Source organism: Hymenobacter nivis (genome assembly GCF_006439025.1).
Classification (GTDB): Bacteria; Bacteroidota; Bacteroidia; order Cytophagales; family Hymenobacteraceae; genus Hymenobacter; species Hymenobacter nivis_A.
Window position 1 is genome coordinate 159542 of record NZ_RCYZ01000002.1, and the last position, 26709, is coordinate 186250.

Below are 26709 nucleotides of genomic sequence, written 5' to 3' on the forward strand. Positions count from 1 at the left end.
CCAAGTAACTTTTGTTCATTTTATACAACAGCTGCTTTTCGATAAATTGGCTAATACCTGAAAAGCATCGTCCTTAAATCGTCCCTGAAACCCGTGCAATCCGACCAATCCGATAAATCCGTGGTGCAGACAATCCAGCGCCTCGCCGCCGCCCACGCCGCCGATACCGTGGCCGTGCGCCGGCACCTGCACGCCCACCCCGAGCTTTCGTTTGAGGAAACCGCCACCGCCGCCTACGTAGCCGCCGAGCTGCGCAAGCTGGGCCTCAACCCGCAGCCCGTGGCCGGCACCGGCCTGGTGGCCCTGGTGGAGGGCCCCGCCGGGGCCCCCACCGTGGCCCTGCGCGCCGACATGGACGCGCTGCCCATCCAAGAGCTAAACGAGGTCGATTATAAATCGCAGAACCCCGGCGTGATGCACGCCTGTGGGCACGACGTGCACACGGCCTCGCTGCTGGGCGCGGCGCGCATTTTTGTGGCCCTGAAGGACGCCGGCCAGCTGCCCGGTACCGTGAAGCTGCTGTTTCAGCCCGGCGAGGAGCGCCTGCCGGGCGGCGCTTCGCTAATGATTGAAGAGGGCGTGCTGGAAAACCCTGCGCCCGGCAGCGTGCTCGGGCAGCACGTGTTTCCGCAGCTGCCGGCCGGCAAAATCGGCCTGCGCCCCGGCCGCTACATGGCCAGCACCGACGAGCTGTACCTCACCATCAAGGGCAAGGGCGGCCACGGGGCCATGCCCGAGCAAAACCTGGACCCCGTGCTGGTGGCCGCCCACATCATCGTGGCGGCCCAGCAAATTGTGAGCCGCCGCGCCAACCCCAAGCTGCCCTCCGTGCTCTCCTTTGGCAAAGTCATCGCCAACGGCGCCACCAACGTCATCCCCAACGAGGTGTACATCGAGGGTACCTTCCGCACCCTGAACGAGGAGTGGCGCAACGAGGCCCACCAGCACCTGCGCCAGCTCTGCGAGGGCCTGGCCGCCAGCATGGGCGCGGTGTGCGAGCTGGAAATCCGCCGCGGCTACCCGTACCTCGAAAACGAGCCCGCTCTCACGGCCCGCACCCGTACCGCCGCCGAAGCCTACTTGGGCCCCGAAAACGTGGTGGAACTCGACCAGTGGATGGCAGCCGAGGACTTTGCCTACTTCTCGCAGGCGGCCCCGGCCTGCTTCTACCGCCTCGGCACCCGGGCCCCTGATGGCCGCTTCGCCGCCTCGGTGCACACGCCCACCTTCGACATCGACGAAAAAGCCCTCGCTGTGGGCCCCGGCCTGATGGCCTGGCTGGCCGTGCGCGAGCTGCAAGCGCTGGCCGGGCAGTAGCTTTAGGATATTTGGAGAATATCTTGGGCCGTCAGGCAGGGCGCAGCGAAGCATCTTTTCCACGTAATTAGCTCTGATGACTGCTGCGGGAAAGATGCTTCGCTGCGCCCTGCCTGACGTTCTTTATTCGTGCGGTTTTATTTGTAAATAGCCCTTATTCTATCCCAATTATTATCCCTTTTATGCACCGCTTACTATTACTAACGTTGCCCCTCGTGGGGGCCCTGCTGCCCGCCCGCGCCCAAACCACCCGCACCACCACCCCCCTGGCCCTGGTGCCCGCCGCCCAGGCCGAGCTGGCCCTGCGCAACGGCGACTACCTGCTCCTGAACGTGGGCACGGCCCAGTTCACGAGCGCTAATTACCAAAATCAAACCTTCGCCGCTGTGGCCTACGAGCACTTCTGGGGCCCCAAGTGGAGCTGGGGCGGCCGCGCCATGGCCCTGCGCTACGGCAGCGGCAGCTCGGCGTTGGTGCCCGAGGTGCTGCTGCGCCACCGCTCGGCCCTGGGGCCCCTCACCTTCGGGCAGCGCCTGGGCCTGGAGCGGCGCTTCTACACCGGCAACTTCTCGCCTTCCTCCAACCAAAACTGGGTGCGGCTGCGGCTCGATTTAGAGAAGATTATCCCCCTCGGTGGGGCCGACCCGGCCACCGGCCTGGCCCTGCGCCCGCGCGTCAGCTTCGAAGCCGCCACCCACTTGCGCCTGCAAAAAGACGCCGCCGACCCCGACGAGCGCTTCATCCAGTACACCAGCCTGCGGGCCGAAGTGGGGGTGCGCACGGGCCCTGGCTTCGACCTCACGCCCTGGTTTGCCTACGGCGCCGACTACCTGGCCACGCTGCCCCAGTACGACAACATGGGCCAGCAAACGGCGGGCGGCAACGTCAACCAGCGCACCCCGCTGCTGGGCCTCGACCTACGCTACACCTTTGGGGCGGGCCGGGGCGCGGCCGAGCGCCAGCAACTGCCTACCCAGCACTAGGTTGGGTCCGGCCGCGGCCTGACGAAGTTGCCGCCCGCCGGGGCCCTATTCGTTGCATATCGGTAAAAAAGGCACCCCGCCGGGGTGCTTTTTTTATTGGCCCAAGTATTGTAGTTTGGTGGGCCGGAGCTGGTACCTGCGGGGCCGAACCATTGGGGGCCCAATTTGCTTTAGTAAGCAGGCCACCCCGCCACACGAATTCGACTCTTGTGTGCGTTGTGGGGCCCCCGGCGGGCGGCGCGTTTGGGCCGGCTGGCTTCGTTTTCTATTCAACTAACTTCCTCTTTACCAACCATGCAAGCAAAACAAATGATGCTCGGCCTGTTCGGTTCCGCCATTCTGGGCGGGGGCGTGGCCGTGGGCGGGTACAAGCTTTTGGAACCCGCGCCCCTCCCTACGCAAACCGTGGTGGCGGCTGACCCGAACGTGCGCTACACGTCGGCCATGCGCAGCAGCACCTACGCCGCCCCCGAGGGCCTAAACTTTGTGGCTGCCGCGGCCGCCGTGACGCCCGCCGTGGTGCACGTGATGACCGAGTACGCCGCCGCGCCGCAAAGCCAGCAGCGCCGCCGCATGCAGATGGACCCCTTCCTGCGCCAGTTCTTTGGCGACGGGGGTGAGGGCCAGGGCGAAGAGCGGGAGCCGCGCGGCGGGGGCGAAGGCTCGGGCTCGGGCGTCATCATTGCTGCCAACGGCTACATCGTCACCAACAACCACGTGATTGACAAGGCTTCGAAAATCACGGTGGTGATGGACGACAAGCGCCGCTACGAGGCCGAGCTGGTGGGCGCCGACCCCAACACCGACCTGGCCGTGCTGAAGGTGAAAGCCGACAACCTGCCCTTCGTGAAGTACGGCAATTCCGACGACGTGAAGGTGGGCGAGTGGGTACTGGCCGTGGGCAACCCGTTCAGCCTCAACTCGACCGTGACGGCCGGCATCATTTCGGCCAAGGGCCGCAACATCAACATTTTGCGCCGTGAAGACGGCATGGGCATCGAGTCGTTCATCCAGACCGACGCCGTGGTGAACCCTGGCAACTCGGGCGGGGCCCTGGTGAACCTGCGCGGCGACCTGGTGGGCATCAACTCGGCCATTGCCTCGCACACGGGCAGCTACGAGGGCTACTCCTTCGCCATTCCCAGCGCGCTGGTGAGCAAGGTGGTGGCCGACCTGCTGAAGTACAAAGTGGTGCAGCGCGCCCTGCTCGGCGTGCAAATGCGCGAAGTGGACGCCACCCTGGCCTCGGAGAAAAAGCTGGCCAACCTGAACGGCCTGTACGTGGCCGGCCTCACGCCCAACAGCGCCGCCGCCGCCGCCGGCCTCAAGGAAGGCGACATCATCACCGATATCAACGGCTTGGCCGTCAACACGTCGTCGCAGCTGCAGGAGCAAGTAGCCCGCTTCCGCCCCGGCGACCAGATTAAGGTGACCTACCTGCGCGGCACCACGCCCACTACCGTGACGGCCACCCTGCGCAACGCCACCGGCACCACGGCCGTGGTGCGCGAGCCCGCCTTGGCCGCCAGTGTGAAGTACGAAGGCGCCACCCTCTCGGTGGTGCCCACGCAGCTCCAAAACAAGCTCGACATCAAAGGCGGGGCCGTCATCACGGGCATCAAGGGGAGCAATTTCCGCGAGACCGGCATGGCCGACGGCTTCATCATCACCCGCATCGACAAGAACCTGGTGCGCAAGCCCGCCGACGTGCAGGCCTACCTCGACCAGGCCCGCGACAACTCGGGAGCCCTCGTCGAAGGCGTGTACCCCGACGGCCGCAAATCCTTCTACCCCATCGGGCAGGAATAGGGCCCCAGGGCCCCCAGCAGCAAGCCCCGGCCGATTCGGCCGGGGCTTTTTTGTGGCTTTTTTTAGGGATAAATAGGAGGGTTTCAAGGGGCTGGGCGGAGGAATACCATTGGCTGCAAGTATTTGAACATTAGGATGCTAAGGCGTTGAAGGAGAAGCTTAAAGATTCAATTATTTCATTGTTCAGGTAGTATGTTTGTCGGCTTGCTGTGAAGTCTAGCGCCCTGTTTTTCGCGTAAGGGGCAGCCCGGCTTCCTGTCGCCCAAGTCACCGCCTGCCCTTGCATGGACTCCGCCATCAACACGCTGCACATCCAGAATTTTAAGTCGATTCGCAGCGCGTTGCTGCACCCGCGGCGGGTAAACCTCATCATCGGGCAGCCCAACGCCGGCAAGTCGACGGTGCTGGAGGCCATGAGTCTGCTGGGCAGCGTGCCCTACGAGCAGCAGGACAAGTTCGTGGGCAGCTTCGTGCGCTACGACAAGCCCCGCCAGCTGTTCCACGACAACCTGACGGGCAGCCCCGTCCGCATCGAAACCGACCGCGACCTGTGCCTGCTGGGCAAAAGCAGCCAGGGCCCCGGCTACCGCTACGCCAGCTTTAGCCAGGAGGCCTACCGCGAGCTGCGCACCCAAATGGGCACGCCCCTGGCCGGCGGTCACCTCTCGCGCGCCGGCGACGACGGGGCCCTGCTCGACCGCCTGGGGCCCTACCTGCTGCGCGCCGGGGCCCCGCCCACCCCCGGCGGCTACTACTACACCGAGCTCGACAAGCGCGGCCGCCCCGGCCTGGGGGCCCCCGCTGAGGCCCGCTACCTGTCGTCGGGCTCGCCCTGGTACCCGCAGGCGGTGAAGGCCTACCGCTTCCGCAGCGGGGGCAAGCTGGCCGTGGCCCGGCCGGGCTCGGCCCTGTTTCCGCCCCACGGCGACAACCTGGTGCGGGTGCTGGAAACCAACGCCGACCTGCGCCGCGAGTTCATGGGCCTGTTTGCTGCCCAGGGCTTGTCGTTGCGCGTGCGCGTGGACGCGGGCCGGCTGGAAATCACCAAGGAACTCGACGGCCTGAGCTACGCCTACCCCTACCAGGGCACCGGCGACGCGCTGCGCCACTACGGCTTCCTGCTGGCCGTGCTCGAATCGAACCGCCGGGCCGTGCTGCTGCTCGAAGAGCCCGAAGCCCACCTCTACCCCGACTACGCCACCGAGCTGGTGCGCCGCATCGTGGGCGGCAGCGGCAACCAGTTTTTCATCACCACCCACAGCCCGCACCTGTTCACGCAGGTCATCGAGAACATGGTGCCCTTTGAAAATAGGGCCCTGGAGCTGGCCGTGTTCGTGGCCTACTACCAGGACTACCAAACCAAAATCCGCCAGCTCTCCGACGAGGAGCTGCGCAACGTGCAGGGCGACAGCGCCCATGCCTTCCGCACCCTCACCCGCGCCGCCACGCCCGATGCGGTAGTAATGCGGTAGCCGGGGCCCCTAAACGGCTTCCTTTAATCACAAAAAAAGCCCCCGCCGGAACATCCGGCGGGGGCTTTTTAGTGAACGGGTTAGTGGCCCTACTTAGTGTCAGTCGGCCGCATTTTCTCCTTGGTAGTTTTGCCGTCAGCGTCCTTGGTTTTGCGCTTCACCTTGCCCGTGGGGGCGGGCTCGGGCATGGGGGCCGGGGCCGCGGCGGTAGGGGCGGGGGCGGCGGCGGCCACGGGCTTGCCGTCGGCGTCTAACTCTACCACTTCGTAGCCCAGGGCCTGCACGGCGGGCAACTGCTTTTTGTCGCCCACCACCACGATGTACATGTTGTCGGGCAGGTCTTTCTGGGCGGCGGCTTGCACGTCGGCGCGGGTCAGGTTTTTCAGGATGCTGGCCTGCTGCGTTACGTAGTCGGGCTTGAGGTCGTACTCCACCAGGCGGGCGAGGAAGGCCGCTTTCTGGCCGCCGGTTTCGTACTTCAGCGCGTCACTCTGGCCTACTGATGATTGCAGGAAGGCCAGTTCCTCGTCGGTGATGCCGGTGCGGTAGCCGGTCAGCTCGCTCATGAATTCCTTCACCGAGGCGGCGGTGGCGTCGGCGCGCACGCCGGCCTGGGCCGTGAAGGGCCCCGGGTTGCGCGTGCTCTGGAAGCCCGAGCGGGCCCCGTAGGTGTAGCCCTTGTTCTCGCGCAGGTTCAGGTTGATGCGCGAGTTGAAGGCGCCGCCCAGCACGTAGTTGGTCAGGTAGGCCTTGTAGTAGTCGCCGGTGGCGTCGTAGGGCAGGGCGGTGAGGTAGCCCACCCGGATTTCCGACTGCGCCGCGCCGGGCTTGTCCACGAAGTACACGCGGGTTTTGTCGGGCTGCGCAATGGCGGCCACCGTGGGCGGCACCACCACGTCCTTCTTGGCCCAGGTCTTCAGGAAGCCCAGCTGGGGTAGCACGTCGGCCTCGGCCACGTCGCCCACCACCACCAGCGACGCCACGTTGGGCGCGTAGTTGGCGGCGTAGAAGGCCTTCACGTCGTCGAGCGTGATGCTCGTTACCGACGCCGTGGTGCCGTTGTTGGGCACGCTCATGATGCTGTTGGGGCCGTACAGCAGGCGGCTGTAGGTGTTGTTGGCAATGGCCACTGGCAGCGTCACCTGGTTGGCAATGCCCTCCAGGGTTTGCTTTTTGAGGCGGGCAAAATCGGCGGCGTCGAAGCGCGGGTGCAGCAGCACCTCCTGCACGATGGCCAGGGTGGCGGGGATGTTCTTGGTCAGCGACTGGATGTACACGGTCGTGTTTTCGTCGCCGGCGCCCACCCGCACGGCACTGCCCAGCTTGTCGAGGGCGGCTTCCACTTCCTCGCTGGTGTACTTCTGAGTGCCTTCGTTCAGCATGGCGGCCGTGAGGGCGGCCACGCCGGCCTTGCCCGGGTTGGCCTGCTCCAGCCGGTGCCCGCCGCGGATGGTGAGCAGCATCGTCACGGCCGGAATTTCGGTGTTGCGGGTGCCCACCACTTTCAGGCCGTTGTCAAACGTGGTTTCGTACAGCGTGGGCACCTTCACCACGGGGTTGCCGCTGCTCTTGGGCTGCACGTTGCGGTCAAACGTGTCCTGGGCCTTCACGTAGGTCAGGCCCGTGTACTGGTCCTTGGGGGCCTGGTAGCCCGAAGGGTCCACGGTGTAGTTGTCCTTTTTGGCCACCATTTCGGGCTTGCCCTTGGGCACCACGCTCAGGATGACGGCGTGCTTGCCCTTGAGGTACTTGTCGTACACGCGCTGCACGTCGGCCTTGGTGAGGGCCCGCAGGCGCTGCAGCTCCACGGCCAGGTAGTTGGGGTTGCCGGTGTAGGTTTGGTAGGCGGCCAGCTGGCTCACCTTGCCCTGCACGCTGGCCAGGCCGTTCACCACCTGGGCTTCGCGGCTGGCCTTGAAGCGCTGGAGGGCGGCGTCGCTCACGCCGGTTTTCTCGAACTCAGCCAAGCTGTTGCGCAGGCTTACTTCGGTGCTGTCCAGGCCTTTGCCGGGAAAGGCGCGGGCTTGCACGATGAACTCGCCGGCCAGCTCCGAGGTGCTGCTGTAGGCCGCGGCGGCCACGGCCTTCTGGGTTTTGACCAGGTTTTTATAGATAATCGAGTTATTGCCCTGGCCGATGATTTCGGCCAGCGCGTCGAGCGCAATTTCGTCGGGCGTGTTCTGTGGCACGGTCGGGAACACCAGCTCCACCAGCGGGAAGCGCACGTTGTCCTCGTAGCTCACGTAGCGGTCGGCGGTGAGCACGGGCTCGGGCAGGTGCTGGTTTTGCACGGCGGGGCCCCGCTTAATGGGCCCGAAGTACTTCTCGGCGTACTTAATCACGTCGGCCGTTTTCACGTCGCCGCCCACGGTCAGGGTGGCGTTGTTGGGGCCGTACCAGCGCAGGAAGAAGTTCTTGAGGTCGTTGACGTTCGAGGCGTCGAGGTCCTTGAGGTAGCCGATGGTCAGCCACGAGTAGGGGTGGCCATAGGGGTAGAGCGTTTTGGCCACGTACTCGCTGGCCAGGCCGTAGGGGCGGTTGTCGTAGTTCTGGCCGCGCTCGTTTTTCACCGTCGAGCGCTGAATTTCAAACTTCTTCTGGCTCACGGCGTCCAGCAGGAAGCCCATGCGGTCGGCTTCGAGCCACAGCGCGGTTTCCACCTGGTTGCTCGGCACCGTCTCGTAGTAGTTGGTGCGGTCCTGGTTGGTGCTGCCGTTGAGGGTGCCGCCGGCGGCCGTCACAATCTTGAAGTGCTGCTGGTCGCCCACGTGGTCGGAGCCCTGGAACATCATGTGCTCGAAGAAGTGGGCAAAGCCTGACTTGCCGATTTGCTCGCGGGCCGAACCTACGTGGTAGGTCACGTCCACGTGCACCAGCGGATCGGAGTGGTCCTCGCTCACCACCACGGTCAAGCCGTTGGGCAGCACGTACTTGCTGTAGGGGATGGTGAGGGCCCCGGGCTTGCGCGTCACGGTTTCGACCAGCCGGGCACCGGTGGCGGTGGGCTTGGCGGCCACCACGGTCTTGGGCTTGGCGGTGGGCGATTTTTTGGTTTGGGCGGCGGCCGGCTGCAGGGCCAGCGCCGTACCCAGGCCCATCAGCCAGAGTCTTTTTTGCATCATCAGAAGAAAGAATGAGAAACTGTGAATGTTGCCGGCAAGTTAGGCGTAAAAGACACCGTTTTTTCACCTGGCGCTGTACGAAGCCGCGTTTTTAGGGCCCCGGGGCGGCGGCTCGCTGGGGGCCCTACTTTTGCCGGGGCCCCGCCGCCGCGCGGGGCTCCTTCCGTTGCCTTCCCATCCCCGTTCTATAGAAAGATGAAGCAAGCCCTCGAACAAGAAACGCCCGCCGACCTCGCCGTGCCCGGCGGCCACCTCCACGCCGACCCCCACGGCCTGCAAGACGTGCTGCGCCAGCTCGGCGTGGAAGCCGACAACGCCGCCTACGCCACCGGCCGCACCTGGGGCGGGGCCCCCAACGCCGAGCGCCGCGTCATCAACGCGCCCGCCGACGGCCAGCGCATTGCCAGCGTGGCCTTCGCCACGGCCGCCGACTACGAAACCGTGGTGCAGGCCGCCACCGAAGCCTTCAAAACCTGGCGCCTCGTGCCGGCCCCCAAGCGCGGCGACATCGTGCGCCAGATTGGCAACAAGCTGCGCGAGTGCAAGGAGCCGCTGGGCAAGCTGGTGAGCGCCGAAATGGGCAAAATCCTGCAGGAAGGCCTGGGCGAAGTGCAGGAAATGATTGACATCTGCGACTTTGCCGTGGGCCTGAGCCGGCAGCTGCACGGCTTCACCATGCACTCGGAGCGGCCCGCGCACCGCATGTACGACCAGTACCAGCCGCTGGGCGTGGTGGGCATCATCTCGGCCTTCAACTTCCCGGTGGCCGTGTGGAGCTGGAACGCCATGCTGGCCGCCGTGTGCGGCGACGTGAGCATCTGGAAGCCCTCGGAGAAAACGCCCCTTACAGCCGTGGCCGTGCAGCACATCATCAAGAGCGTGCTGGCCGACAACGACATCCCCGAAGGCGTGTTCAACCTGATCATTGGCGACGCCACCATCGGCGCGGCCCTGGCCGCCGACCGGCGCGTGCCGCTGGTGTCGGCCACGGGCAGCACCCGCATGGGCCGCAAGGTGGGCGAAGTGGTGGGCGCCCGCCTGGGCCGCGCCCTGCTGGAGCTGGGCGGCAACAACGCCATCGTCGTCACGAAAAATGCCGACCTGAACATCGCCATTCGCGCCATCGTGTTTGGGGCGGTGGGCACGGCCGGGCAGCGCTGCACCAGCACCCGCCGCGTCATCATCGAGGACAGCATTTTTGAGGACGTGAAGCAGCGCCTGCTGGCCGTGTACCCCAAGCTGCCCATCGGCCACCCGCTGCAGGAAGGCACCCTCGTGGGGCCCCTCATCGACGCCGCCGCGGTGGCCGCCTTCACCGGGGCCCTGGAGAAAGTGCAGGCCGAAGGCGGCACGCTGCTGACCGGCGGCGAGGTGCTGAGCGGCGCCGAATACGCCGGCGGCCACTACGTGCGCCCCGCGCTGGTGGAGGTGGAAAACCACTACGCCACGGTGCAGGAAGAAACCTTCGCGCCCATCCTCTACCTCATCAAGTACAGCGGCGACGTGCAAAACGCCATCGACCTGCAAAACGACGTGCGCCAGGGCCTGAGCAGCAGCATCTTCACCCTGAACATGCGCGAGGCCGAGGCCTTCCTGGCCGCCAGCGGCTCCGACTGCGGCATTGCCAACGTGAACATCGGCACGAGCGGAGCGGAAATGAGTACGGTCGCCGCCAAGTGAATGAAGGCCAAAAAGTGCGCGTCGAGCTTGTCGTAGCGCGTGGCCACGCGCCGAAACTGCTTTAAACGGCTGAAAAGCCGCTCGATGGGGTGGCGCTGGGCGTAGCGGACCGCATCGTAGGCCCGCGGGAAGAGGCGCTTGCGCCGGGGCGGAATCACGGCACAGGTGCCACGGGCGGCCAGTGCGGCCACGAGCGGGTCGGAATCGTAACCCCGGTCGGCGATGAGGTACGCCGGGGCCAAGCCCTCGAGCAGGGGCAAGGCCTGTGGCGCGTCATGGCGCTGGCCCGCCGTCAGACCACAACGCACCAACCGGCCGCGCGCATCGGCGACCGAGTGCAGCTTGCTGGTCAAGCCGCCGCGGCTGCGGCCCAGGGCTTGCGGCCCGTTTTTTTGCGCGCCCCGCTCGCGTGCTGGTGCGCCCGTACGGTGGTCGAATCGACGAGCAGCGTGTGCAGGGCATCGTTTTGCTGCACGGCTGCCAGCACCCGGGCCCACACCCCGGAGGCGGTCCAGCGCTGGAAACGCGTGTACGTCGTGTGCCAGTTGCCCCAGGCGGCGGGCAGCGCCCGCCACCGGCAGCCGTTGCGGGCCAGCCAAAGCACCGCTTCTACGAAGCGCCGATTGTCCTGGCCGCGGCCCCCGCTCGTGCCCTCCCGGCCGGGCAACAGCGGCGCGATGCGCGCCCACTGCGCGTCTGTCAACAGGTAATCCATGGCCCAAATTAATAATCACTGTTAACACCTCCTAGTGCAGGGCATCGTTTTGCTGCACGGCTGCCAGCACCCGGGCCCACACCCCGGAGGCGGTCCAGCGCTGGAAACGCGTGTACGTCGTGTGCCAGTTGCCCCAGGCGGCGGGCAGCGCCCGCCACCGGCAGCCGTTGCGGGCCAGCCAAAGCACCGCTTCTACGAAGCGCCGATTGTCCTGGCCGCGGCCCCCGCTCGTGCCCTCCCGGCCGGGCAACAGCGGCGCGATGCGCGCCCACTGCGCGTCTGTCAACAGGTAATCCATGGCCCAAATTAATAATCACTGTTAACACCTCCTAGCTAAACAGGGCCCCCAGGTAGTGCCAGATGGCGGCCACGTCCACTTTGCGCAGGGCCCACAGGCTCCACACCACCACCATGGTGCCCACGCCCACGAACATCCAGCGGGTGGGCAGGCGGCCGGCCAAGCGCGCGGCCAGGGGCGCGGCCGCCACGCCGCCCACGATGAGGCCGGCCACGATTTGCCAGTGCGAGAGGCCCAGGATGGAGAAAAAGGTAAGAGCGCTGGCGAACGTCACGAAGAACTCGACCAGGCTGACGGTGCCGATGACGTAGTTGGGCGTGCGGCCGTTGGCGATGAGCGTGCTCGTGACCAGGGGCCCCCATCCGCCGCCGCCGAACGAGTCGAGGAAGCCGCCGGCGCCGGCCAGCCAGCCGGCGTTTTTCACCTTGCGGCGCTGCTGGGCCTGCTTGCGCACGGCCTTGCTGATGATGCGCACGCCCAGCCCGAGCAGGTATAGCGCCAGCACCGGCTTGATAATGTTGGCGTACTGGTCGCCGAACTTGGCCAGCAGCAGGGCCCCGCTGACGGAGCCCAGAATGCCCGGCAGTAGCAACACTTTGAACAGGCGCTTGTTGACGTTGCCAAACCGGTAGTGGTTGTAGCCCGAGGCGCCGCTGGCGAACATCTCGGCCGTGTGGATGCTGGCGCTGACCGACGCCGGGCTCAGCCCCAGCGACATCAGGCTGATGGCCGACACCACGCCGTAGCCCATGCCCAGCATCCCGTCGATGAGCTGGGCAATGAAGCCCACCGCCACGAATGTGTAGAACGTGCCTGACGAGCGGGCCACGCCCCACACCTGCTGCCAGGTGAAGTAATACGACAAAATATTGAGCACCAAAAAGACGGCGAAGGCCCCCAGCGAGGCCGTGGCCACGCGCTGCCAGTAATCGACGGCCGCGGCTTCCTCGGCGGGGCCGAAAGCAGCCACGGCGTGCAGCCGGCGCGCCGACGAGGCGGCGCGCACGCGGCCGTGCAGCGCCGCGTCAGTGGCGGCCACCAGCACCAGGTCGTGGCCCACTAGGTCTTCGGGCTCGAAGGTGCGGCGGCGCAAAATCACCTGCTCGTGCTGGGCCGCCAGCGCGTAAAGAGCCGGCAGCAGGTGCGGGGCCACCACCGTGATGGCGGCGTGCGGATGCTCGTGCAGCACGGCCGTGAGCTGGGCCAGGGCTTCGTCGCCGCCGCCCACCAGCAACACCCGCCGCTGCTCCAGGTCGAGGAACACGGGCAGCGAGGGCCCGCTGGGGGCCCCAGCGGCCGGGCCCCGGGCGGGCGGCGCAGATACAAGCAGGTCGGTAGCCATATTCAGCTGTAAAATAAGACTTAATCGTGGAAGTCTAGTCCTTTTACCGTGGCTTTTACCACGCCGGTGCGCACCACGAAGTCGCCGAAGCCCTCGCCGGGGGCCCGGTTGGCGGCGTAGGCGGCCAGCAGCGGCGTCAGTTCGCGCAGGATGCCGTCCTCGTCCAGCATTTCGCGGTACAGCTTGTTGAGGCGCTCGCCGAAGTGGTCGGCGCCGAGGTACAGGTTGTAGCGGCCGGGGGCCTTGCCCACCAGCCCGATTTCGCCCAGGTAGGGGCGGGCGCAGCCGTTGGGGCAGCCCGTCATGCGGATGAGGATGCCGGCCTCGGCCAGTCCGTGGGCGCGCACCACGGCGTCGAGCTTGTCGAGCAGCTGGGGCAGGTAGCGCTCGGCTTCGGCGAAGGCCTGCGAGCAGGTGTTCAGGGCCACGCAGGCCAGGGCCCCGCGGCGCAGGGCAGTGAGCTGCTCGGCCTTGGGCGCGGCGCCGTTTTCTTCCAGGATGGCCTGGATGCGGGCGCGGTGGGCAGGCGCGATGTTGGCCAGAATCAGGTTCTGGTTGCCGGTGAGGCGGAACTCGCCGGTGTGGAAGGCGCTGATTTCGCGCAGCGCCGACTTGAGCCGGTAGCCCGGCCGGTCGAGGATGCGGCCGCCCTCCACGAACAGCACGAGGTGCGAGGGCCCGTCCGGGGCCCCCGTCCACCCGAAGGCGTCGCTGGAGCTGTGGAACTGGTAGGGCTGGGCCGGGGCCAACTCGTAGCCCAGGCGCTGGTGCAGCTCGGCCACGAAGGCGGGCAGGCCCACGCGGTCGATGGTGTACTTGAGGCGCGAGAGCTTGCGGTTTTCGCGGTTGCCCCAGTCACGCTGGATGGTCACCACCTTCTCGCACACGTCCAGCACCTTGTCGGCGGGCACGAAGCCGATGAGGTCGGCCAGGCGCGGGTAGGTTTCATTCATGCCGAACGTCATGCCTAGGCCCCCGCCCACGGCCACGTTGAAGCCTAGCAGCGCACCGTTTTCCTCGATGGCGATGAGGCCGATGTCGTTCGAGAAGATGTCGGAATCGTTGTAGGGCGGCAGGGCCAGGGCAATTTTGAACTTGCGCGGCAGGTAGGTGTGGCCGTAAATCGGCTCGTCGTCCACGGCCTCGGTGGTTTCCTGGAGGTCGCCGTCGAGCCAGATTTCGCGGTATGCCGTGGTGCGCGGCGTGAGGTGCGCGCTGATGGCCTGGGCAATGCCCACCACTGCGCCGTGCACCGCCGATTCGTGCGGGTTGGTGTTGCACATCACGTTGCGGTTCACGTCGCCGCAGCCTGCAATGCTGTCCATCTGCACTTCGTTAAACCCCTGAATGGCGGCGGGCAAGTTGCGCTTCAGCACGCCGTGCAGTTGGAAGGTCTGGCGCGTGGTGAGCTTCATGGTGCCGTTGCCGTAGGCGTCGCTCAGCGCGTCCATGCGCTGCCACTGCGCGGCCGAGGCCACGCCGCCCGGCACCCGCACCCGGATCATGAACGAGAACAGCGGCTCGAGTTTCTGGCGCTTCCGCTCGCTCTCCAGGTCGCGGTCCGTTTGCTGGTACGAGCCGTGGAACTTGATGAGGTGGGTGTCGTCGGGGTTGAGGGCCCCGGTGAGGCGGTTGGCGAGGCTTTCCACCAGCGTGCCGCGCAGGTAGCGGCTGGCAATTTTAACGTGCTCAACTTCGGAAAGCTTGGGAGCGGGGGCGGTGGTATCGGACATGGAATGGGAGGGAAATGGGCAGGGAGAACGTGCCGCTAGTGCAGCACCGTGGCGTCGAACACGACGCTCGCGTAGTACAGGGCCCCAATGGTGGGCCCGGCGGCGTACTGGTAGTAGCGCTGGTTGAAGAGGTTGGTGCCGCCGAGCTTGATGGTGGACTTGAGGGCGGGCACGCGCAGGTTCACCTGGGCGTCGAGGGTTTGGTAGGCGGGCACTTGGCCGTTGGCCAGCGGGCTTTCCCAGTAAAAGGATTGCTGCCAGCGCCAGTTCACGTTGAAGCCGAAATTGCGCACAATCTCGCGGTTGCCGAAGGAGAGGTTGGTGGCCCACTTCGGGGTGTTGAAACCGGTGACGAACACATCGGTTTGGTTGTTGGCCGACAACGCGTTGTAGTTCACGTTGCCGGCCAGGGTGAACTTCTGGTAGAAGTTGTAGGTCAGGCCCAGCGTCGAGCCGTAGCTGCGGTAGTCTTGGCGCGAGTTGGTGTACACGCGGTAGCGGTCCTGGCGGGCGTCGCGGTTGGCGCGCAGGGCGGCCACGGCGGCATCGGCGGTGCCCACGGCCACTTGGTTGCCGTTGGCGTCTTTGGGCACGCTCACCTCCACCTGGCCCAGGAAGCCCGAGTACACGTTGAAGTAGGCGTCGGCGTCGATGGCCAACTTATTGTCGAACAGCACGCTGCGGTAACCCACCTCGTAGGCGTTGATTTGCTCGGGCTGTTCGGTGGCCAGGTTGGCCACCTGCAGCAGGGCGCTGTTTTGGGGCAGCGCGGCGGCCTGGGTGGCGGTGCTGCCGGCGTTGGCGGCCACGTAGGCGTTCACGGCGGCGTTGAACTGGTCGATGCTGGCGCGGGTGTACGAGTTCTGCAGGTAGTTCAGGCCCTCGTTCACGCGGGCCAGGCCGCCCACGCGGCGCACGTTGCCGTTGTTCACGAACGACAGCGCTTCGAACAGCGATGGAAAGCGCCAGCCGTTTTGGTACGAGGCGCGGAAGTTGTGCTTCTCGGCCAGCGTGTACACGGCCGCCAGGCGCGGGTTGGCCTTGGCCGTGAACTCGGGGTTGTAGTCCACGCGCAGCGAAGCGGTCAGCTTGAGCTTGTCGTCGAGCAGCAGCTTACTGGCCTGGGCGAAGGCGCCAAACTTCTTGTAGTACACGTAGTTGCCGCCCGGGAGGCTGCGTTCGGTCAGCGGCCGGCTGAAGTCCACAAAGTTGTTGCCGTCGGGGATGATTTGGTAAACGCGAGCGTCGGCGCCCACCAGCAGGTCAACGAACTTGACGCGGGGCCCCAGGTTCCAGAGGCCCTCGCTGTGGTAGGTGCGGCTGTGCTGCGTGAGGGCCGCCCCGCCGGGGATGGGGGCCCCGGCCACGTTCACGCCGCTATCCCAGTTGTTGATGCTGGTAATCTGGTTCTTAAGCGCGTCGAAGGCCGGGGTGCCGGGCTCGGCGCGGCCGGCGTCGGCGGCGGCGCGGGCGGCGGCCATGGCCGGGGCCAGGGCGGTGCCGGCCGCCAGCTGGCTCTGCAGCGCGGTGCGGAATTTGCCGCCCCACACGGCGTTCGAGCCGTTTTGCAGGTCCAGGTTCAGGGCCAGCGGGTTGAGGTTGTAGGAGTCGCCGGTGTTTTCGATGAGCGTGTAGGCGCGCACCACAAAGTCGCTGCCCTTCAGCTCCAGCTTGTGGTTCTGCACCGTCACGCCGTTGAGCTGGATCTTGTTGCCGCGTTGGAACACGCCGTCCATCAGGCCGTAGCGGTAGCCGTAGCTCAGCTCCAGGTTGTCGGCCAGCTTGTAGTGCAGGCTGGCGTCGGCCTTGATGTTGCGCACAATCGGGTTCACCAAATCCTTCTCGTAGTAGCCCGTGCGCGTCACCGTAAAGGCCTGGTTGCGGCCCTGGTAGGGGATGGTCACGGTCAGCGACGAGTTGGTGTCGTCGCCGTAGCGGTTCCACAAGTCGGCGGCCGGGTTGGCGGCGCCGGCCAGCTCCGGAAAGGCCGGGTTGGAGGTGGCGAGGCCCTGCGGGTTCTGGTCGGTTTGGGTGTTCGAGAGCCAGTCGGTGCCGCGCAAGTAGTCCAGGTTCACCTTGAAGGCCCACCGGGGCCCCAGGGCCTGGGCGTAGCGCACGGCGGTTTCGGTGAGGGCGCTTGGGTTGCGGTCGATGCCGTCCACGTGGTTCACCCCAATTTTCTGGTACACGCTGAGGCCCTGGTAGGTAAAGGGGCTCTTGGTGGTGAGGTTGGCCATGCCGTTGATGGCGTTCATGCCGTAGAGGGCCGAGGCGGCGCCGGGCGTAATCTCCACGCTGGCAATGTCCAATTCGGTGGGCCCGATGGCGTTGCCCAGCGGCACGCCCAGCGTGGCGGCCTGCATGTCCACGCCGTCCACGAGCTGCATGAAGCGGAAGTTGTTGGGGATGTTGAACCCCCGGGTGTTGGGCACTTTGAAGGTGAGGCTGCTGGTGAGCATCTGCACGCCCTTCACGTTCTCCAGCGCGTCGTAGAAGCTGGGGGCCGGCGTTTCCTTGATGGCGCGAATGTCCAATTTCTCAATGGCCACCGGCGACTTCAGCCGGCTTTCCTCGACCCGCGAGGCCGACACCACCACCTCGCTGGTGAGCGTGCCCTTGGCCTCCAGCTGCACGTCGAGCGGCTGGTTGCTGCTCACAATCGGCAGCTCGATGGCCTCGTGCCCCAACGCATTGAACACGAGCGTAAACGGGTACTTGAGGCGGCCCTTAAGGGCGAACTTGCCGTCGCCGTCGCTCTGGGTGCCGGCGTTGGTGCCCTTGATGCTGATGCTGACGCCGGGCAGCGCCTCGCGGGTGCCTTTCTCGCGCACCACGCCGCTGATGGCAATGAGCTCGGTTTGGGCAAACGCCGCGCCGATGCTAGCCAGTAACAGGATCAGGAAGAGGAGAAACGAAGGGTAGTAAGCTTTCACGAAAAGTAGCAGTTGGAGTCGGGAAGGGGCCCGCCGAAGCGGACCAAAACGAACCGGGAAGCGGGCGCAAACAGCAGCCAGCGAGGCGACAACAACAGGAGGGCATGGGCATGACTAAGAGCGTTTCAGGAGGCAAATTGGGAAGGTGGGTGCCTGGGCGTGGGGTTCTTTATTTAGGGCCCCTGGCTTAGTACACGTCCTCCAGGTAGCGGCGCTGCTTGCGCAGGTTCTTCACGTAGGCTGCGGCGTCCTCGGCGGAGAGGCCGGCTTCTTTCTGCACCACTTGCACCAGGGCGGCTTGCACGGCGTGGCCGAGGCGGTTTTTGTCGCCGCACACGTAGAAGTGGGCCCCGTTTTCGAGCCAGCCGAACACGTCGCGGCTGCGCTCCAGCAGGCGGTCTTGCACGTACACTTTCTCAGCCTGGTCGCGCGAAAATGCTACGTCGAGCCGCGCGAGGCCGCCGCGCTTGAGGTGCTGCTGCCACTCGGCTTGGTAGAGGAAATCGGTAGTGAAGTGCGGGTTGCCAAACAGCAGCCAGTTGCGGCCCGGGGCCCCCAGCTCCACCCGCTCCTCCACGAAGGCGCGGAACGGGGCGATGCCCGTGCCCGCGCCCACCATGATGATGTCGGTGCCGACGTTGGTGGGCAGCTTGAAGTACTCGTTGTGCTCCACGAACACGCGCACTTCGTCGCCCACCGCCACGCGGTCGGCCAGCAGCGACGAGCACACGCCCTGCTTCTGGCGGCCGTGGGCCTCGTAGCGCACGGCCCCCACGGTGAGGTGCACCTCGTCGGGGTGGGCCAGCAGGCTGCTGGCGATGGAGTAGGCGCGGGTGGGCAGCGGCCGCAGCGTGTCGGCCAGGGCCTGGGGCGTGAGCTGGTCGGTGGGGAAATCGAGGAGCAAGTCGGCCACGTCGCGGCCGTAGAGGTAGGGCTGGAGGCGGGCCGTATCGGCCAGCAGGCCGTGCAGCTCGGCGTGTGGGGCCAGGGCGGCGTAGCGCTCTAGCACGTCGCGCGTGAGCACGGTCAGCTCGCGGCGGCTGGCCAGGGCGGCGGCCAGCGGCAGGCTCTCGCCGCCCAGCAGCACCGGGGCCGAGTCGCTGAGGCGGGCCGCTTGCAGCACTTCCTCCACCAGCGGGTGGTGGTTGAGCGGGCGCACGGCCAGCGCGTCGCCGGGGGCGTAGGCCAGGTTGGCGCCGGCCAAGTCCAGCTCGATGTGGTACGTCTCCTTATCCGAGCCGCGGCCGTTCAACTGAATGCTCTCCAGTACTTTGGCGGGCCAGGGGTTGGCGTTGGTGTAGTGGGCGGGCGCAATTTCGGCCACTACGGCCGCTTCGCGCGGGGCCCCCACGGCCGCTGCCGGAGCAACCTCCGCCGCGGCTGGTGCGGCCGCCGCTGGGGCCCCGGCGATGAGGTCCAGCACGGCTTCCACCCACTGGTCAGCGGCGGCGTGGTAGTCCACGTCGGCGTCGGCGCGGGCCAGCAGGCGGGTGGCGCCCAGCGCGGCTAGGCGCTCGTCAAAGTCCTTGCCCGTTTGGCAGAAGTGCAGGTAGCTCGTGTCGCCCAGGGCAAACACGCTGTACTTCAGCTTCGGCAGCTTGGGGGCCCGGGCGCCGCCGATGAACTGGTGCAATTCCTCGGCGCTGATGGGCGGCTCGCCCTCGCCGTGCGTGCTCACGACGACGAGCAGGTTTTGTTCCTGCGCCAGCTGCCGGGGCGGGTAGTCGTTCATGTCGCGCACCTCCGCCACCAGGCCCCGGCGTTGGGCCGCGGCGGCCGCCTGCTGGGCAATTTTTTTGCCGTTGCCGGTGTGCGAGCCGTAGAGAATCGTCAGCTTCTCAGCCGCGGCGGGGGCCTCAGCGGCGGCCGGCACCGCTGCGGCCGCCGCCACCGGCGCGGCGGCACTGGGGGCCCCGGCGCCCGCGGCCTGGCCGTAGAGGTAGCCGCTCAGCCACACCAGCTGCTGCGAAGTAAGGCCCGCCGTCAGTTGCTGCAGCGCAGCTTCGTCGAGGGTAGGCGGGAGGATGGGTAACGCGGGCATCAGGCGAAGGAAATCAGCGAATTATACGAATGGAAAGGAAGCGGCCGGGGCCCTTAGGCTACCTTGGCGTAGGGCAGCAGCTCGTGCAAAAAGCTGGGCAGTACGGCGCTGGCGTCGGCCTCCTGGGCCGGCAGCTTGGCCAGCCGCACCACCTCGCCCAGCACAATCACGGCCGGGGCCCCCAGGCCGGCGCGGCGGGCGCGCTCGGCAATGGTGGCCACGGTGCCGGTCACGGCGCGGGCGGTGGGCAGGGTGCCGTTTTGCACCACGGCGGCGGGCACGTCGGCCCCGCCGTAGCGGCCAAACAGCGCCATGATTTCCGCCAGCCGGCCCATGCCCATCAGGATGACGGTGGTGGTGCGCGGGCTCTGGGCGGCTTCCAGCAGGGCCCCCGACAGTTGCTCGTCGGCGGTGGTGGCCGTGAGCACCCGGAAGCCTTCGCTCAGGCCGCGGTGGGTGGCCGGGATGCCCATGCTGCCCGCCGCCGCCACCGCGCTGCTGATGCCCGGCACGTACTCGGTGGCCAGGCCGTGGGCTTCGGCGTAGAGCATTTCCTCGCGCCCCCGGCCGAACACGAACGGGTCGCCGCCCTTCAGCCGCACCACGTGGCCGTGCTTAAATGCCTGCTGCACAATCAGCTCGTTGATGCCGAGCTGGGTGTAGGCCATGGCCCCGCGGCGCTTGCCCACAAACAGCCGGGGCACGCCGGGCCGGGCGTGGGTGAGCAGGTCGTCGTTGGCCAGCGCGTCGTACAGCACCACGTCGGCCGCGGCCAGCACCCGCGCGCCTTTCAGGGTGAGCAGTTCCGGGTCGCCGGGGCCCGCCCCGACAACCGTCAGGCGGGGCACGAAAAGCGGGGAGTTAGCCATAGGTTGGGGGCAAAAACCGGGTGGAATTAGATGGAAAACGCCGTTTCAGCCGGCACTTCCTGGGTGAAGTACTCGGGGTCGGTGGCGGCGATGAGGCCGGCGGCGAGGGTGGCGCCGGTCTGGTCGTCTACTAGGATGAAGGCCCCAGTCACGCGGTTTTGGCGGTACTCGTCGGCCACTAGGGGCAGGGCGGTTTTGATGCGCACCCGCACGATGTCGTTGAGCTTGGCCTCGTCGGTGCCCTGGCTCTCGAAGGTTTCGATGTTGATTTTCTGGAGAATGGCCGTCACCGAGGCCTTCACCACGGCGGCGTGGTGCTGCACCAGCAGCTTGCGGCCGGCGCGCAGGGGCCGCTCGTCCATCCAGCACAAGGTGGCCTCAAACTCGCGCACCACGGCCGGGTGGGCCGCCAGGGGCACAACAGTGTCGCCGCGGCTGATGTCGATGTCGTCGCGCAGGCGCAAAATCACGCCCTGCGGGGCCACGGCGGCAGCCACCGGCTGCTGGTTCACCTCGATGGCGTCAATCACCGTTTCGAGGCCCGACGGCCAGATGCGCACCTTGTCGCCGGCCCGGTACGTGCCGCTCTGGATGCGGCCGGCGTAGCCGCGGTAGTCGGGCAGCTCCTCGGTCTGGGGCCGGATGACGTACTGCACCTGAAAGCGCGGCTCGTTCGGGTTGGCGTCGATGGTAGCCGGCACGCTCTCAAGGTGTTCGAGCAGGCTGGGGCCCTGGTACCAGGCAATCTGCTTCGAGCGGCGCACCACGTTGTCGCCGTGCAGGGCGCTCAGCGGAATGGCCACCACGTCGGCCAGTTTCAGCTGCTGAGCCACGGCCTGGTAGTCGGCCACAATCCGCTCGAAAACGGCTTCGTCGTAGCCCACCAGGTCCAGTTTGTTCACGGCCAGCACGAAGTGCTTGATGCCCAGCAGCGACGCCAGCAGCGTGTGCCGGCGCGTCTGCTCGATCACGCCCTGGCGAGCGTCCACGAGCACAATGGCCAGGTCGGCGTTGCTGGCGCCGGTCACCATGTTGCGGGTGTACTGCACGTGGCCCGGCGCGTCGGTGATGATGAACTTGCGGCGCGGCGTGGTGAAGTACTTGTGGGCCACGTCGATGGTAATGCCCTGCTCGCGCTCGGCCTTAAGGCCATCGGTTAGCAAGGCCAGGTCCACGTCAGTGCTGTTGGTGGCCGTGCGCTTCTTTTCGAGCGTTGCCAGCACGTCGAGCGACACCGAATCGCTGTCGTACAGCAGCCGGCCGATGAGCGTGCTCTTGCCGTCGTCAACGCTGCCGCAGGTGATAAATCGTAGTAAATCCATGATTGCTGGTTGTTAATTGCTTGCCTTAGAAATACCCGTTGCGCTTGCGGTCCTCCATGCCGGTTTCCGACAGGTTGTCGTCGAGGCGCGTGGCGCCGCGCTCGCTCACCTTGGCCAGCAGCAAATCCTGGATGATGTCGTCGATCGAGGCGGCGCCGCTCTCCACGGCGGCGGTGCAGGTCGAGTCGCCCACGGTGCGGAAGCGCACGCGGCGGCTCACAATTTCGTCGGTGTCGTCGAGGTTGAGGTGCTCGCTCAGGCCCAGGAGCTGGCCGCTGGGCAGCACCACGCACTGGCGCTCGTGGGCGAAGTAAATATCTGGCAGCTTGATGTTTTCGCGCTGGATGTAGTTCCACACGTCCAGCTCGGTCCAGTTTGAGATGGGAAACACGCGCACGTTTTCGCCCTTCTGGATGCGGCCGTTGTAGATGTTCCACAGCTCGGGGCGCTGGCGCTTGGGGTCCCACTGGCCGAAGTCGTCGCGCACCGAAAAAATCCGCTCCTTGGCGCGGGCCTTCTCCTCGTCGCGCCGGGCCCCGCCGATGCACGCGTCAAACTCAAACTCCTCAATCACGTCGAGCAACGTGTAGGTTTGCAGCGGGTTGCGGCTTGGGTACTTGCCGCCCGGCTCGTGCAACCCGCGGGTGCGGATGGTGTCCTCCACCTTGCGCACGATCAGCTTTTCGCCCAGCGAGGCGGCCAGCGAATCGCGGAAATCGATGATTTCCTGGAAGTTGTGGCCCGTGTCGATGTGCACGAGCGGAAACGGGAACTTGCCGGGGCGGAACGCCTTTTCGGCCAGCCGCGTGAGGGCAATCGAGTCCTTGCCGCCCGAAAACAGCAGCGCGGGCCGCTCAAACTGGCCCGCTACTTCGCGCAAAATGTGGATAGCTTCGGCTTCGAGCCGGTCAAGATAATCGAGGTAGATAGGGGTGGGCATGGCCGTTAAAATTGGGGCCCCGGCGCGGGGCATTCGATGATAAATAGCTGGACGTGACGCAGTGGGGGCCCTAACCGGGCATTCGCTCCACCACCGGGTCGAGCCCCTGGTGGGCGGTGGTGTCGTGGAGGCCGCACTCTTTAGCGTCGGCGTTTTCCCACCACCAGCGGCCGGCGCGGAAGTCCTCGCCCGGCTTGATGGCCCGGGTGCACGGCGCGCAGCCGATGCTCACGAAACCCTGCTGGTGCAACGGGTTGGTCGGTACGCCATTTTCTTGCGCAAACGCCACGCATTCGTCCCACGTCCAGTCGAAGAGCGGGTGCACTTTGATGAGCTGGTGGCCGGCGTCCCACTCGGCGCGGTGCATGTGCTGGCGGTTGGCCGACTGCTCGGCGCGGATGCCGGTGAACCAAAGCTGGGTGCCGGCCAGGGCCCGCGCCAGGGGCTCCACCTTGCGGATGTGGCAGCACTCCTTGCGATTCTCCAGGCTCTCGTAGAAGCTGTTGGGGCCCTTTTGCGCAACGAGGGCTTCGAGGCTAGGGGCCTGGGGGGCAAATACTTCGATGGGCTGGCCGTAGCGCAGCAGCGTCTTGTTCCAGGTCGAGTACGTTTCCTGAAAGTTGCGGCCCGTGTCGAGCGTGAACACCCGGATGGGCAGCTGGTGCTCGAAAATCAGGTGGCTGATGATCTGGTCTTCGAGGCCAAACGAGGTGGAAAACGCCGCGCGGCCGGGAAAGCGCGCGGCCAGCAAGGCCAGCGTTTCCAGCGCAGCGTGTTCGGGCAAGTCACGGCGCAGGTCATCGACCTGGCGTTCAAGGGGTAAGTCCATAATAATAAAGGGGGAGGAGGCGGTTTTTTCGAGGAAAAAACCAGGGGCCCGGGGCCCGGCTGCACCAGCCGCCGTTACAGAACGGGCAACGGCTCAAGTGCCGCGGTGGGGGCGGGCGAGGGGAGGCTACCGGGGCAGCCGCAGGAAATTAAACGGGCTTCAACAACCAGCACAACCCCCCCGCATACGGCCGGTGGGGCACGGCATGCAACAGCAGCACGAACGGCGCAGGGCAGCGGCGGCGGGAGTGGGTTGCAAGCGGAGATGGGGGAAGTAGCGCACGGCGACGGTTTTATATGTCAGGACTTGGCACCGTTCCACCGTAGTGGGGGTTGCCGGCGGTTCATCGAGCCTGTCTCTCCGCGCCTCTGTATAAAAACAACCTTAAAACGGGTTGCTGCGACAAAGGTAATGCAAGCTTTCGCAACCACGCAAGAAAATTGTTCGGGATGTTGCGGGCCGATGTATTTTAGGGGCCCCGGCCAGCCGGCCGGGCCGCTCACCCGCAATGCAACCCCGAACCCATTGCCCGGTCTTTGGGTTGCTAACGCGTTCCGCCCCTTCATTGCCCTGCATGGAAGCCCTTGCCTACTCTGCCTACGTCGACATCAACGCCCCGCTGGTGGAACGCTGCCGCCTGCACGACCGCCAAGCCCAGGCCGAGCTGTACCGGCGCTACGCCAAGGCCATGTTCAACGCCGCCCTGCGCATCACCGGTGATTACGCCGAGGCGGAAGATGTGCTGCAAGAGTCGTTTCTGAGCGCTTTCCGTGAGCTGAGCAGCTACAAGGGCGACTCCTCGTTTGGGGCCTGGCTGAAGCGCATTGTGGTGAACAAGAGCATCAACTGCCTGCGCCAGCGCCGCCTGGCCCTGGTGCCGCTGGGCGAGCAGCACCACGACGCCCCCCTCGAAACCCACTACTCGGCCGAAGACGAAGCCGACACTCATTACCGCGCCGACGTGCTGCGCCGCTGCATCCAGGAGCTGCCCGATGGCTACCGCGTGGTGCTAACGCTTTATTTGTTAGAGGGCTACGACCACCTGGAGGTGGCAGGTATCCTCGGCATTTCCGAATCCACTTCCAAGTCGCAGTACAGCCGGGCCCGCGCCAAGCTGCGCGAGCTGGCCGCCCAGCAGGGCCTCCACTGACATCTTTTTAGGGCCCCCAGGTCGCTTCTCCGCCAATCATTCCTATTTATAGCTTGCCGCCCCAGCCGTTGCCCCACCCCCGGCTGGCCGCCCGTTCTTACCATTATCATGCAATCCGATAAGCCCGATTCATTAGCCACTTTCGTCGAGCGGCACCGCGCCGATTTCGACGTGCACGAGCCGCGCCCCGACCTGTGGGCCGCCATCGAGAACGAACTCGCGGGCCCCGCCGCCGGGCCGGTTGCTGCGGTGCCGGCCGCCGCCGCGCCGCTGCCCGGGGCCCCCGCGCCGCTGGCCGCCGCGCCGGCTTCGTGGCTGCACCGCTACGGCGTGGCCGCCGCGCTGGCCCTGCTGGTAGTGGCCGCCGGGGCCAGCGAGGCCTGGAAATCGGGCCACCGCTTGCCGGGCCCCGAGCCAGGCATTGCCGCTGAAACCAGCGCCCCGCCCCTGGGGCCCCTGTACATGGGCGACCCGCAGGCCCTGGCCGCGGCCGACCGCAACGACCTCACCGACAGGCGCTTGCTCACGGCTGTGCAGGGGATGGAAAGCTACTACGTGGCCCAACTCAACGAGCGCAAAGCGGAGCTGCGTCAGCTGGCTGATTCGGCCGCCGGCAGCCCCACCGCCGAGTGGCGGCACGATTTGGCGGCCCTCGACTCGAGCTACCACACGCTCAAGCTGGAGCTGCCCCACCACCCGCAGCCCGACGTGGTGCTGACGGCCATGAACCGCAACCTGCAAATCCGTCTCGACCTGCTCGACCGCCAACTGCAAACCCGCGCCATGACCGAAGCCCGTCCCACCACTGCCGCCGGCCTGGTGCTAGCCGACAGCCGCTCTTACCGCCCGCGGTAGTGCAGCGCGGGGCCTTCCGTTGGAAAATGCGGCGCCTGGGGGCGTTGGTGCTGGCCGCCGGGCTGCTCGGGCACGGCGCGCCCGTGCAGGCCCGCCGCGCCCCCGGGGCCCTATCCGCCGCCGGCCAGCAGGGCCCCAGCGCCCCGGCCGCCACCGCCGGCCAAACGGGTGGTGATGCCGAGCTTGATGCGGCCACGCCGCCCGTGGAGCAGCGCCGCCGCCTAAGCCGCCGCTACCGGGTGCCCGCCGCCGGCCGGCCCTTCGCCCTAGAGGCCCGCTACGGCCGGGTGCAAATCAATACCTGGGGCAAGGCCGAAATCAAGGTGGAGGCCGAGCTGGTGGCCCGTTCCGAAACGGAGGCTGGGGCCCGGCAAGTGCTGGACGCCCTGGGCGTGCAGTGGCTCGACTACGACGCCCGCACGGGCGGCGTGCTGGTGGCCTCCCAGTTTGGGCCCGCGCTGCGCGGCCGCAGCGGGTGCAGCGGCCGGCGCTACGAAATCAACTACACCGTGTGGCTGCCCGCGGCCACGGCCCTGCGCGTGGCCAACGGCTTCGGGGCCGTGGCCGTGGCCGGTGACCTCACTGGGCCCACCGACCTGGCCGTGAACTACGGCGACCTGCGCACGGCCCGCCTGCTGGGGCCCCGCAACGCGGTGCGCATCGCCAACGGCAACTGCGCCATTCCGTTTGCGGGCCGCGCCAGCATCGACGCCAGCTACGCCCGCCTGCGCCTCGACGCCGGCCAAACCGTGGACCTGCGCACCAACTACGCCGACGTGGAAGTGGGCACCGTGGAAACCCTGGTGGTGCACAGCAAGTACGGCGACCTGGCCCTGGGCACGGTGGGCTCGCTGCGGGGCTCGTCGGGCTTTTCGCACTTCAGCGTAGAGAAAATTGGCGAGGAGCTGGACATGGCCCTGCGCTACTGCCCCGATTTTGAGGTGCGCGACACGGGCCCCAACTTCCGCCAAATCACCCTCGACGGCGGCTTCAGCACCATTCGCCTGGGCTTCGCCGAAACCCCGGCCTTCCGCTTCGACGTGCGCACCGAGCAGGGCCAGCTCCTCGTTGACCCCGCCCTGGTGCGGGTGCTCTCCGAGGCCCACGGCGCGCAGTCGAGCGACGTGCTGGGCGTGTTCGGCCGCACCGTGCCGCGGCGTGGCGCCGGCAACGTTAGCATCCGCATGCGCAACGGCACGGTGCGCTTCAGCCGTTAGGGCCCCCGGGCGGCGGCTGGGGCCCAGGGGCCCTGATGGCGACGCTGGTTGCGCCCGCACCTTGCAGCAAAGCAGTTCTTGC

18 protein-coding genes, 1 pseudogene and 1 riboswitch are annotated in these 26709 nt (G+C 66.7%); of the genes and pseudogenes, 8 read left to right on the plus strand and 11 right to left on the minus strand.

Annotated elements, in window-relative coordinates; translation table 11 throughout:
• Positions 1-93: 93 nt before the first annotated feature.
• From EAH73_RS05180 to EAH73_RS05195, 4 genes are all read left to right on the plus strand, one after another.
• Positions 94-1317, plus strand: a complete 1224-nt coding sequence (locus tag EAH73_RS05180; RefSeq protein ID WP_240047148.1) for a M20 family metallopeptidase — start codon at positions 94-96, stop codon at positions 1315-1317.
• Positions 1318-1499: 182 nt separating this feature from the next.
• On the plus strand, positions 1500-2300 hold the full coding sequence (locus EAH73_RS05185) for a hypothetical protein (RefSeq protein ID WP_140465437.1): 801 nt from the start codon (positions 1500-1502) through the stop codon (positions 2298-2300).
• A gap of 294 nt (positions 2301-2594) precedes the next feature.
• Positions 2595-4109 (plus strand): S1C family serine protease, encoded by a 1515-nt coding sequence (locus tag EAH73_RS05190; RefSeq protein WP_240047149.1) that lies wholly within the window; start codon positions 2595-2597, stop codon positions 4107-4109.
• Between the two features lie 284 nt (positions 4110-4393).
• On the plus strand, positions 4394-5581 hold the full coding sequence (locus tag EAH73_RS05195) for an AAA family ATPase (RefSeq protein WP_140465438.1): 1188 nt from the start codon (positions 4394-4396) through the stop codon (positions 5579-5581).
• 89 nt (positions 5582-5670) lie between these two features.
• On the opposite strand, the gene EAH73_RS05200 is transcribed toward EAH73_RS05195, so the two are convergent.
• Complete coding sequence (locus EAH73_RS05200; RefSeq protein WP_140465439.1) at positions 5671-8703, minus strand: M16 family metallopeptidase; 3033 nt, start codon at positions 8701-8703, stop codon at positions 5671-5673.
• A gap of 195 nt (positions 8704-8898) precedes the next feature.
• Between EAH73_RS05200 and EAH73_RS05205 the strand changes: the two genes are divergently transcribed.
• Entirely contained in the window at positions 8899-10383 is a 1485-nt protein-coding gene (locus EAH73_RS05205; RefSeq protein ID WP_140465440.1) for an aldehyde dehydrogenase family protein, read from the plus strand.
• Here the strand turns inward: EAH73_RS05205 and EAH73_RS05210 are convergent.
• From EAH73_RS05210 to EAH73_RS05255, 10 genes and pseudogenes are all read right to left on the minus strand, one after another.
• Positions 10362-11098, minus strand: a pseudogene (locus tag EAH73_RS05210) (IS5 family transposase); the annotation flags it as partial. The gene EAH73_RS05205 and the pseudogene EAH73_RS05210 sit on opposite strands and share 22 nt — an antisense overlap.
• Positions 11099-11129: 31 nt before the next feature.
• Entirely contained in the window at positions 11130-11396 is a 267-nt protein-coding gene (locus EAH73_RS05215) for a transposase (protein ID WP_140465441.1), read from the minus strand.
• Between the two features lie 31 nt (positions 11397-11427).
• On the minus strand, positions 11428-12738 hold the full coding sequence (locus EAH73_RS05220) for a TSUP family transporter (protein ID WP_140465442.1): 1311 nt from the start codon (positions 12736-12738) through the stop codon (positions 11428-11430).
• A 20-nt stretch (positions 12739-12758) separates the two neighbouring features.
• Entirely contained in the window at positions 12759-14471 is a 1713-nt protein-coding gene (locus EAH73_RS05225; RefSeq protein ID WP_140465443.1) for an NADPH-dependent assimilatory sulfite reductase hemoprotein subunit, read from the minus strand.
• Positions 14472-14506: 35 nt separating this feature from the next.
• Positions 14507-17404, minus strand: a complete 2898-nt coding sequence (locus EAH73_RS05230) for a TonB-dependent receptor domain-containing protein (RefSeq protein ID WP_240047150.1) — start codon at positions 17402-17404, stop codon at positions 14507-14509.
• Between the two features lie 187 nt (positions 17405-17591).
• On the minus strand, positions 17592-19445 hold the full coding sequence (locus EAH73_RS05235) for an assimilatory sulfite reductase (NADPH) flavoprotein subunit (protein WP_140465445.1): 1854 nt from the start codon (positions 19443-19445) through the stop codon (positions 17592-17594).
• A gap of 53 nt (positions 19446-19498) precedes the next feature.
• A complete protein-coding gene (cobA, locus tag EAH73_RS05240) occupies positions 19499-20314 on the minus strand; it encodes a uroporphyrinogen-III C-methyltransferase (protein WP_140465446.1) in 816 nt (271 codons plus the stop codon).
• A 26-nt stretch (positions 20315-20340) separates the two neighbouring features.
• Positions 20341-21636 carry a sulfate adenylyltransferase subunit 1 gene (locus EAH73_RS05245; RefSeq protein ID WP_140465447.1) on the minus strand — a complete coding sequence of 432 codons (1296 nt, stop codon included), beginning with the start codon at positions 21634-21636 and terminating at the stop codon, positions 20341-20343.
• A gap of 25 nt (positions 21637-21661) precedes the next feature.
• The gene (gene cysD, locus EAH73_RS05250; RefSeq protein WP_140465448.1) at positions 21662-22576 is read right to left on the minus strand and encodes a sulfate adenylyltransferase subunit CysD; all 915 of its coding nucleotides are present in this window, start codon (positions 22574-22576) and stop codon (positions 21662-21664) included.
• Positions 22577-22646: 70 nt separating this feature from the next.
• Positions 22647-23405, minus strand: coding sequence for a phosphoadenylyl-sulfate reductase (locus tag EAH73_RS05255; RefSeq protein WP_140465449.1), 759 nt, complete (start codon positions 23403-23405; stop codon positions 22647-22649).
• Positions 23406-23694: 289 nt separating this feature from the next.
• Positions 23695-23784: riboswitch (SAM riboswitch) on the minus strand.
• Between the two features lie 195 nt (positions 23785-23979).
• On the opposite strand from EAH73_RS05255, the gene EAH73_RS05260 reads away from it, so the two are divergent.
• From EAH73_RS05260 to EAH73_RS05270, 3 genes are all read left to right on the plus strand, one after another.
• Complete coding sequence (locus EAH73_RS05260; RefSeq protein WP_140465450.1) at positions 23980-24555, plus strand: RNA polymerase sigma factor; 576 nt, start codon at positions 23980-23982, stop codon at positions 24553-24555.
• Between the two features lie 108 nt (positions 24556-24663).
• Entirely contained in the window at positions 24664-25410 is a 747-nt protein-coding gene (locus EAH73_RS05265) for a hypothetical protein (protein WP_140465451.1), read from the plus strand.
• 26 nt (positions 25411-25436) lie between these two features.
• Positions 25437-26627, plus strand: a complete 1191-nt coding sequence (locus EAH73_RS05270; RefSeq protein ID WP_140465452.1) for a hypothetical protein — start codon at positions 25437-25439, stop codon at positions 26625-26627.
• Positions 26628-26709 lie beyond the last annotated feature (82 nt).

Coding starts and splice junctions, on each gene's coding strand:
- EAH73_RS05260 (WP_140465450.1), top strand. CDS start 23,980: ATGGAAGCCCTTGCCTACTCTGCCTACGTCGACATCAACGCCCCGCTG.
- EAH73_RS05190 (WP_240047149.1), top strand. CDS start 2,595: ATGCAAGCAAAACAAATGATGCTCGGCCTGTTCGGTTCCGCCATTCTG.
- EAH73_RS05220 (WP_140465442.1), bottom strand. CDS start 12,738: ATGGCTACCGACCTGCTTGTATCTGCGCCGCCCGCCCGGGGCCCGGCC.
- EAH73_RS05255 (WP_140465449.1), bottom strand. CDS start 23,405: ATGGACTTACCCCTTGAACGCCAGGTCGATGACCTGCGCCGTGACTTG.
- EAH73_RS05265 (WP_140465451.1), top strand. CDS start 24,664: ATGCAATCCGATAAGCCCGATTCATTAGCCACTTTCGTCGAGCGGCAC.
- EAH73_RS05245 (WP_140465447.1), bottom strand. CDS start 21,636: ATGGATTTACTACGATTTATCACCTGCGGCAGCGTTGACGACGGCAAG.
- EAH73_RS05195 (WP_140465438.1), top strand. CDS start 4,394: ATGGACTCCGCCATCAACACGCTGCACATCCAGAATTTTAAGTCGATT.
- EAH73_RS05270 (WP_140465452.1), top strand. CDS start 25,437: ATGCGGCGCCTGGGGGCGTTGGTGCTGGCCGCCGGGCTGCTCGGGCAC.
- cysD (WP_140465448.1), bottom strand. CDS start 22,576: ATGCCCACCCCTATCTACCTCGATTATCTTGACCGGCTCGAAGCCGAA.
- EAH73_RS05185 (WP_140465437.1), top strand. CDS start 1,500: ATGCACCGCTTACTATTACTAACGTTGCCCCTCGTGGGGGCCCTGCTG.
- EAH73_RS05205 (WP_140465440.1), top strand. CDS start 8,899: ATGAAGCAAGCCCTCGAACAAGAAACGCCCGCCGACCTCGCCGTGCCC.
- cobA (WP_140465446.1), bottom strand. CDS start 20,314: ATGGCTAACTCCCCGCTTTTCGTGCCCCGCCTGACGGTTGTCGGGGCG.
- EAH73_RS05225 (WP_140465443.1), bottom strand. CDS start 14,471: ATGTCCGATACCACCGCCCCCGCTCCCAAGCTTTCCGAAGTTGAGCAC.
- EAH73_RS05200 (WP_140465439.1), bottom strand. CDS start 8,703: ATGATGCAAAAAAGACTCTGGCTGATGGGCCTGGGTACGGCGCTGGCC.
- EAH73_RS05215 (WP_140465441.1), bottom strand. CDS start 11,396: ATGGATTACCTGTTGACAGACGCGCAGTGGGCGCGCATCGCGCCGCTG.
- EAH73_RS05235 (WP_140465445.1), bottom strand. CDS start 19,445: ATGCCCGCGTTACCCATCCTCCCGCCTACCCTCGACGAAGCTGCGCTG.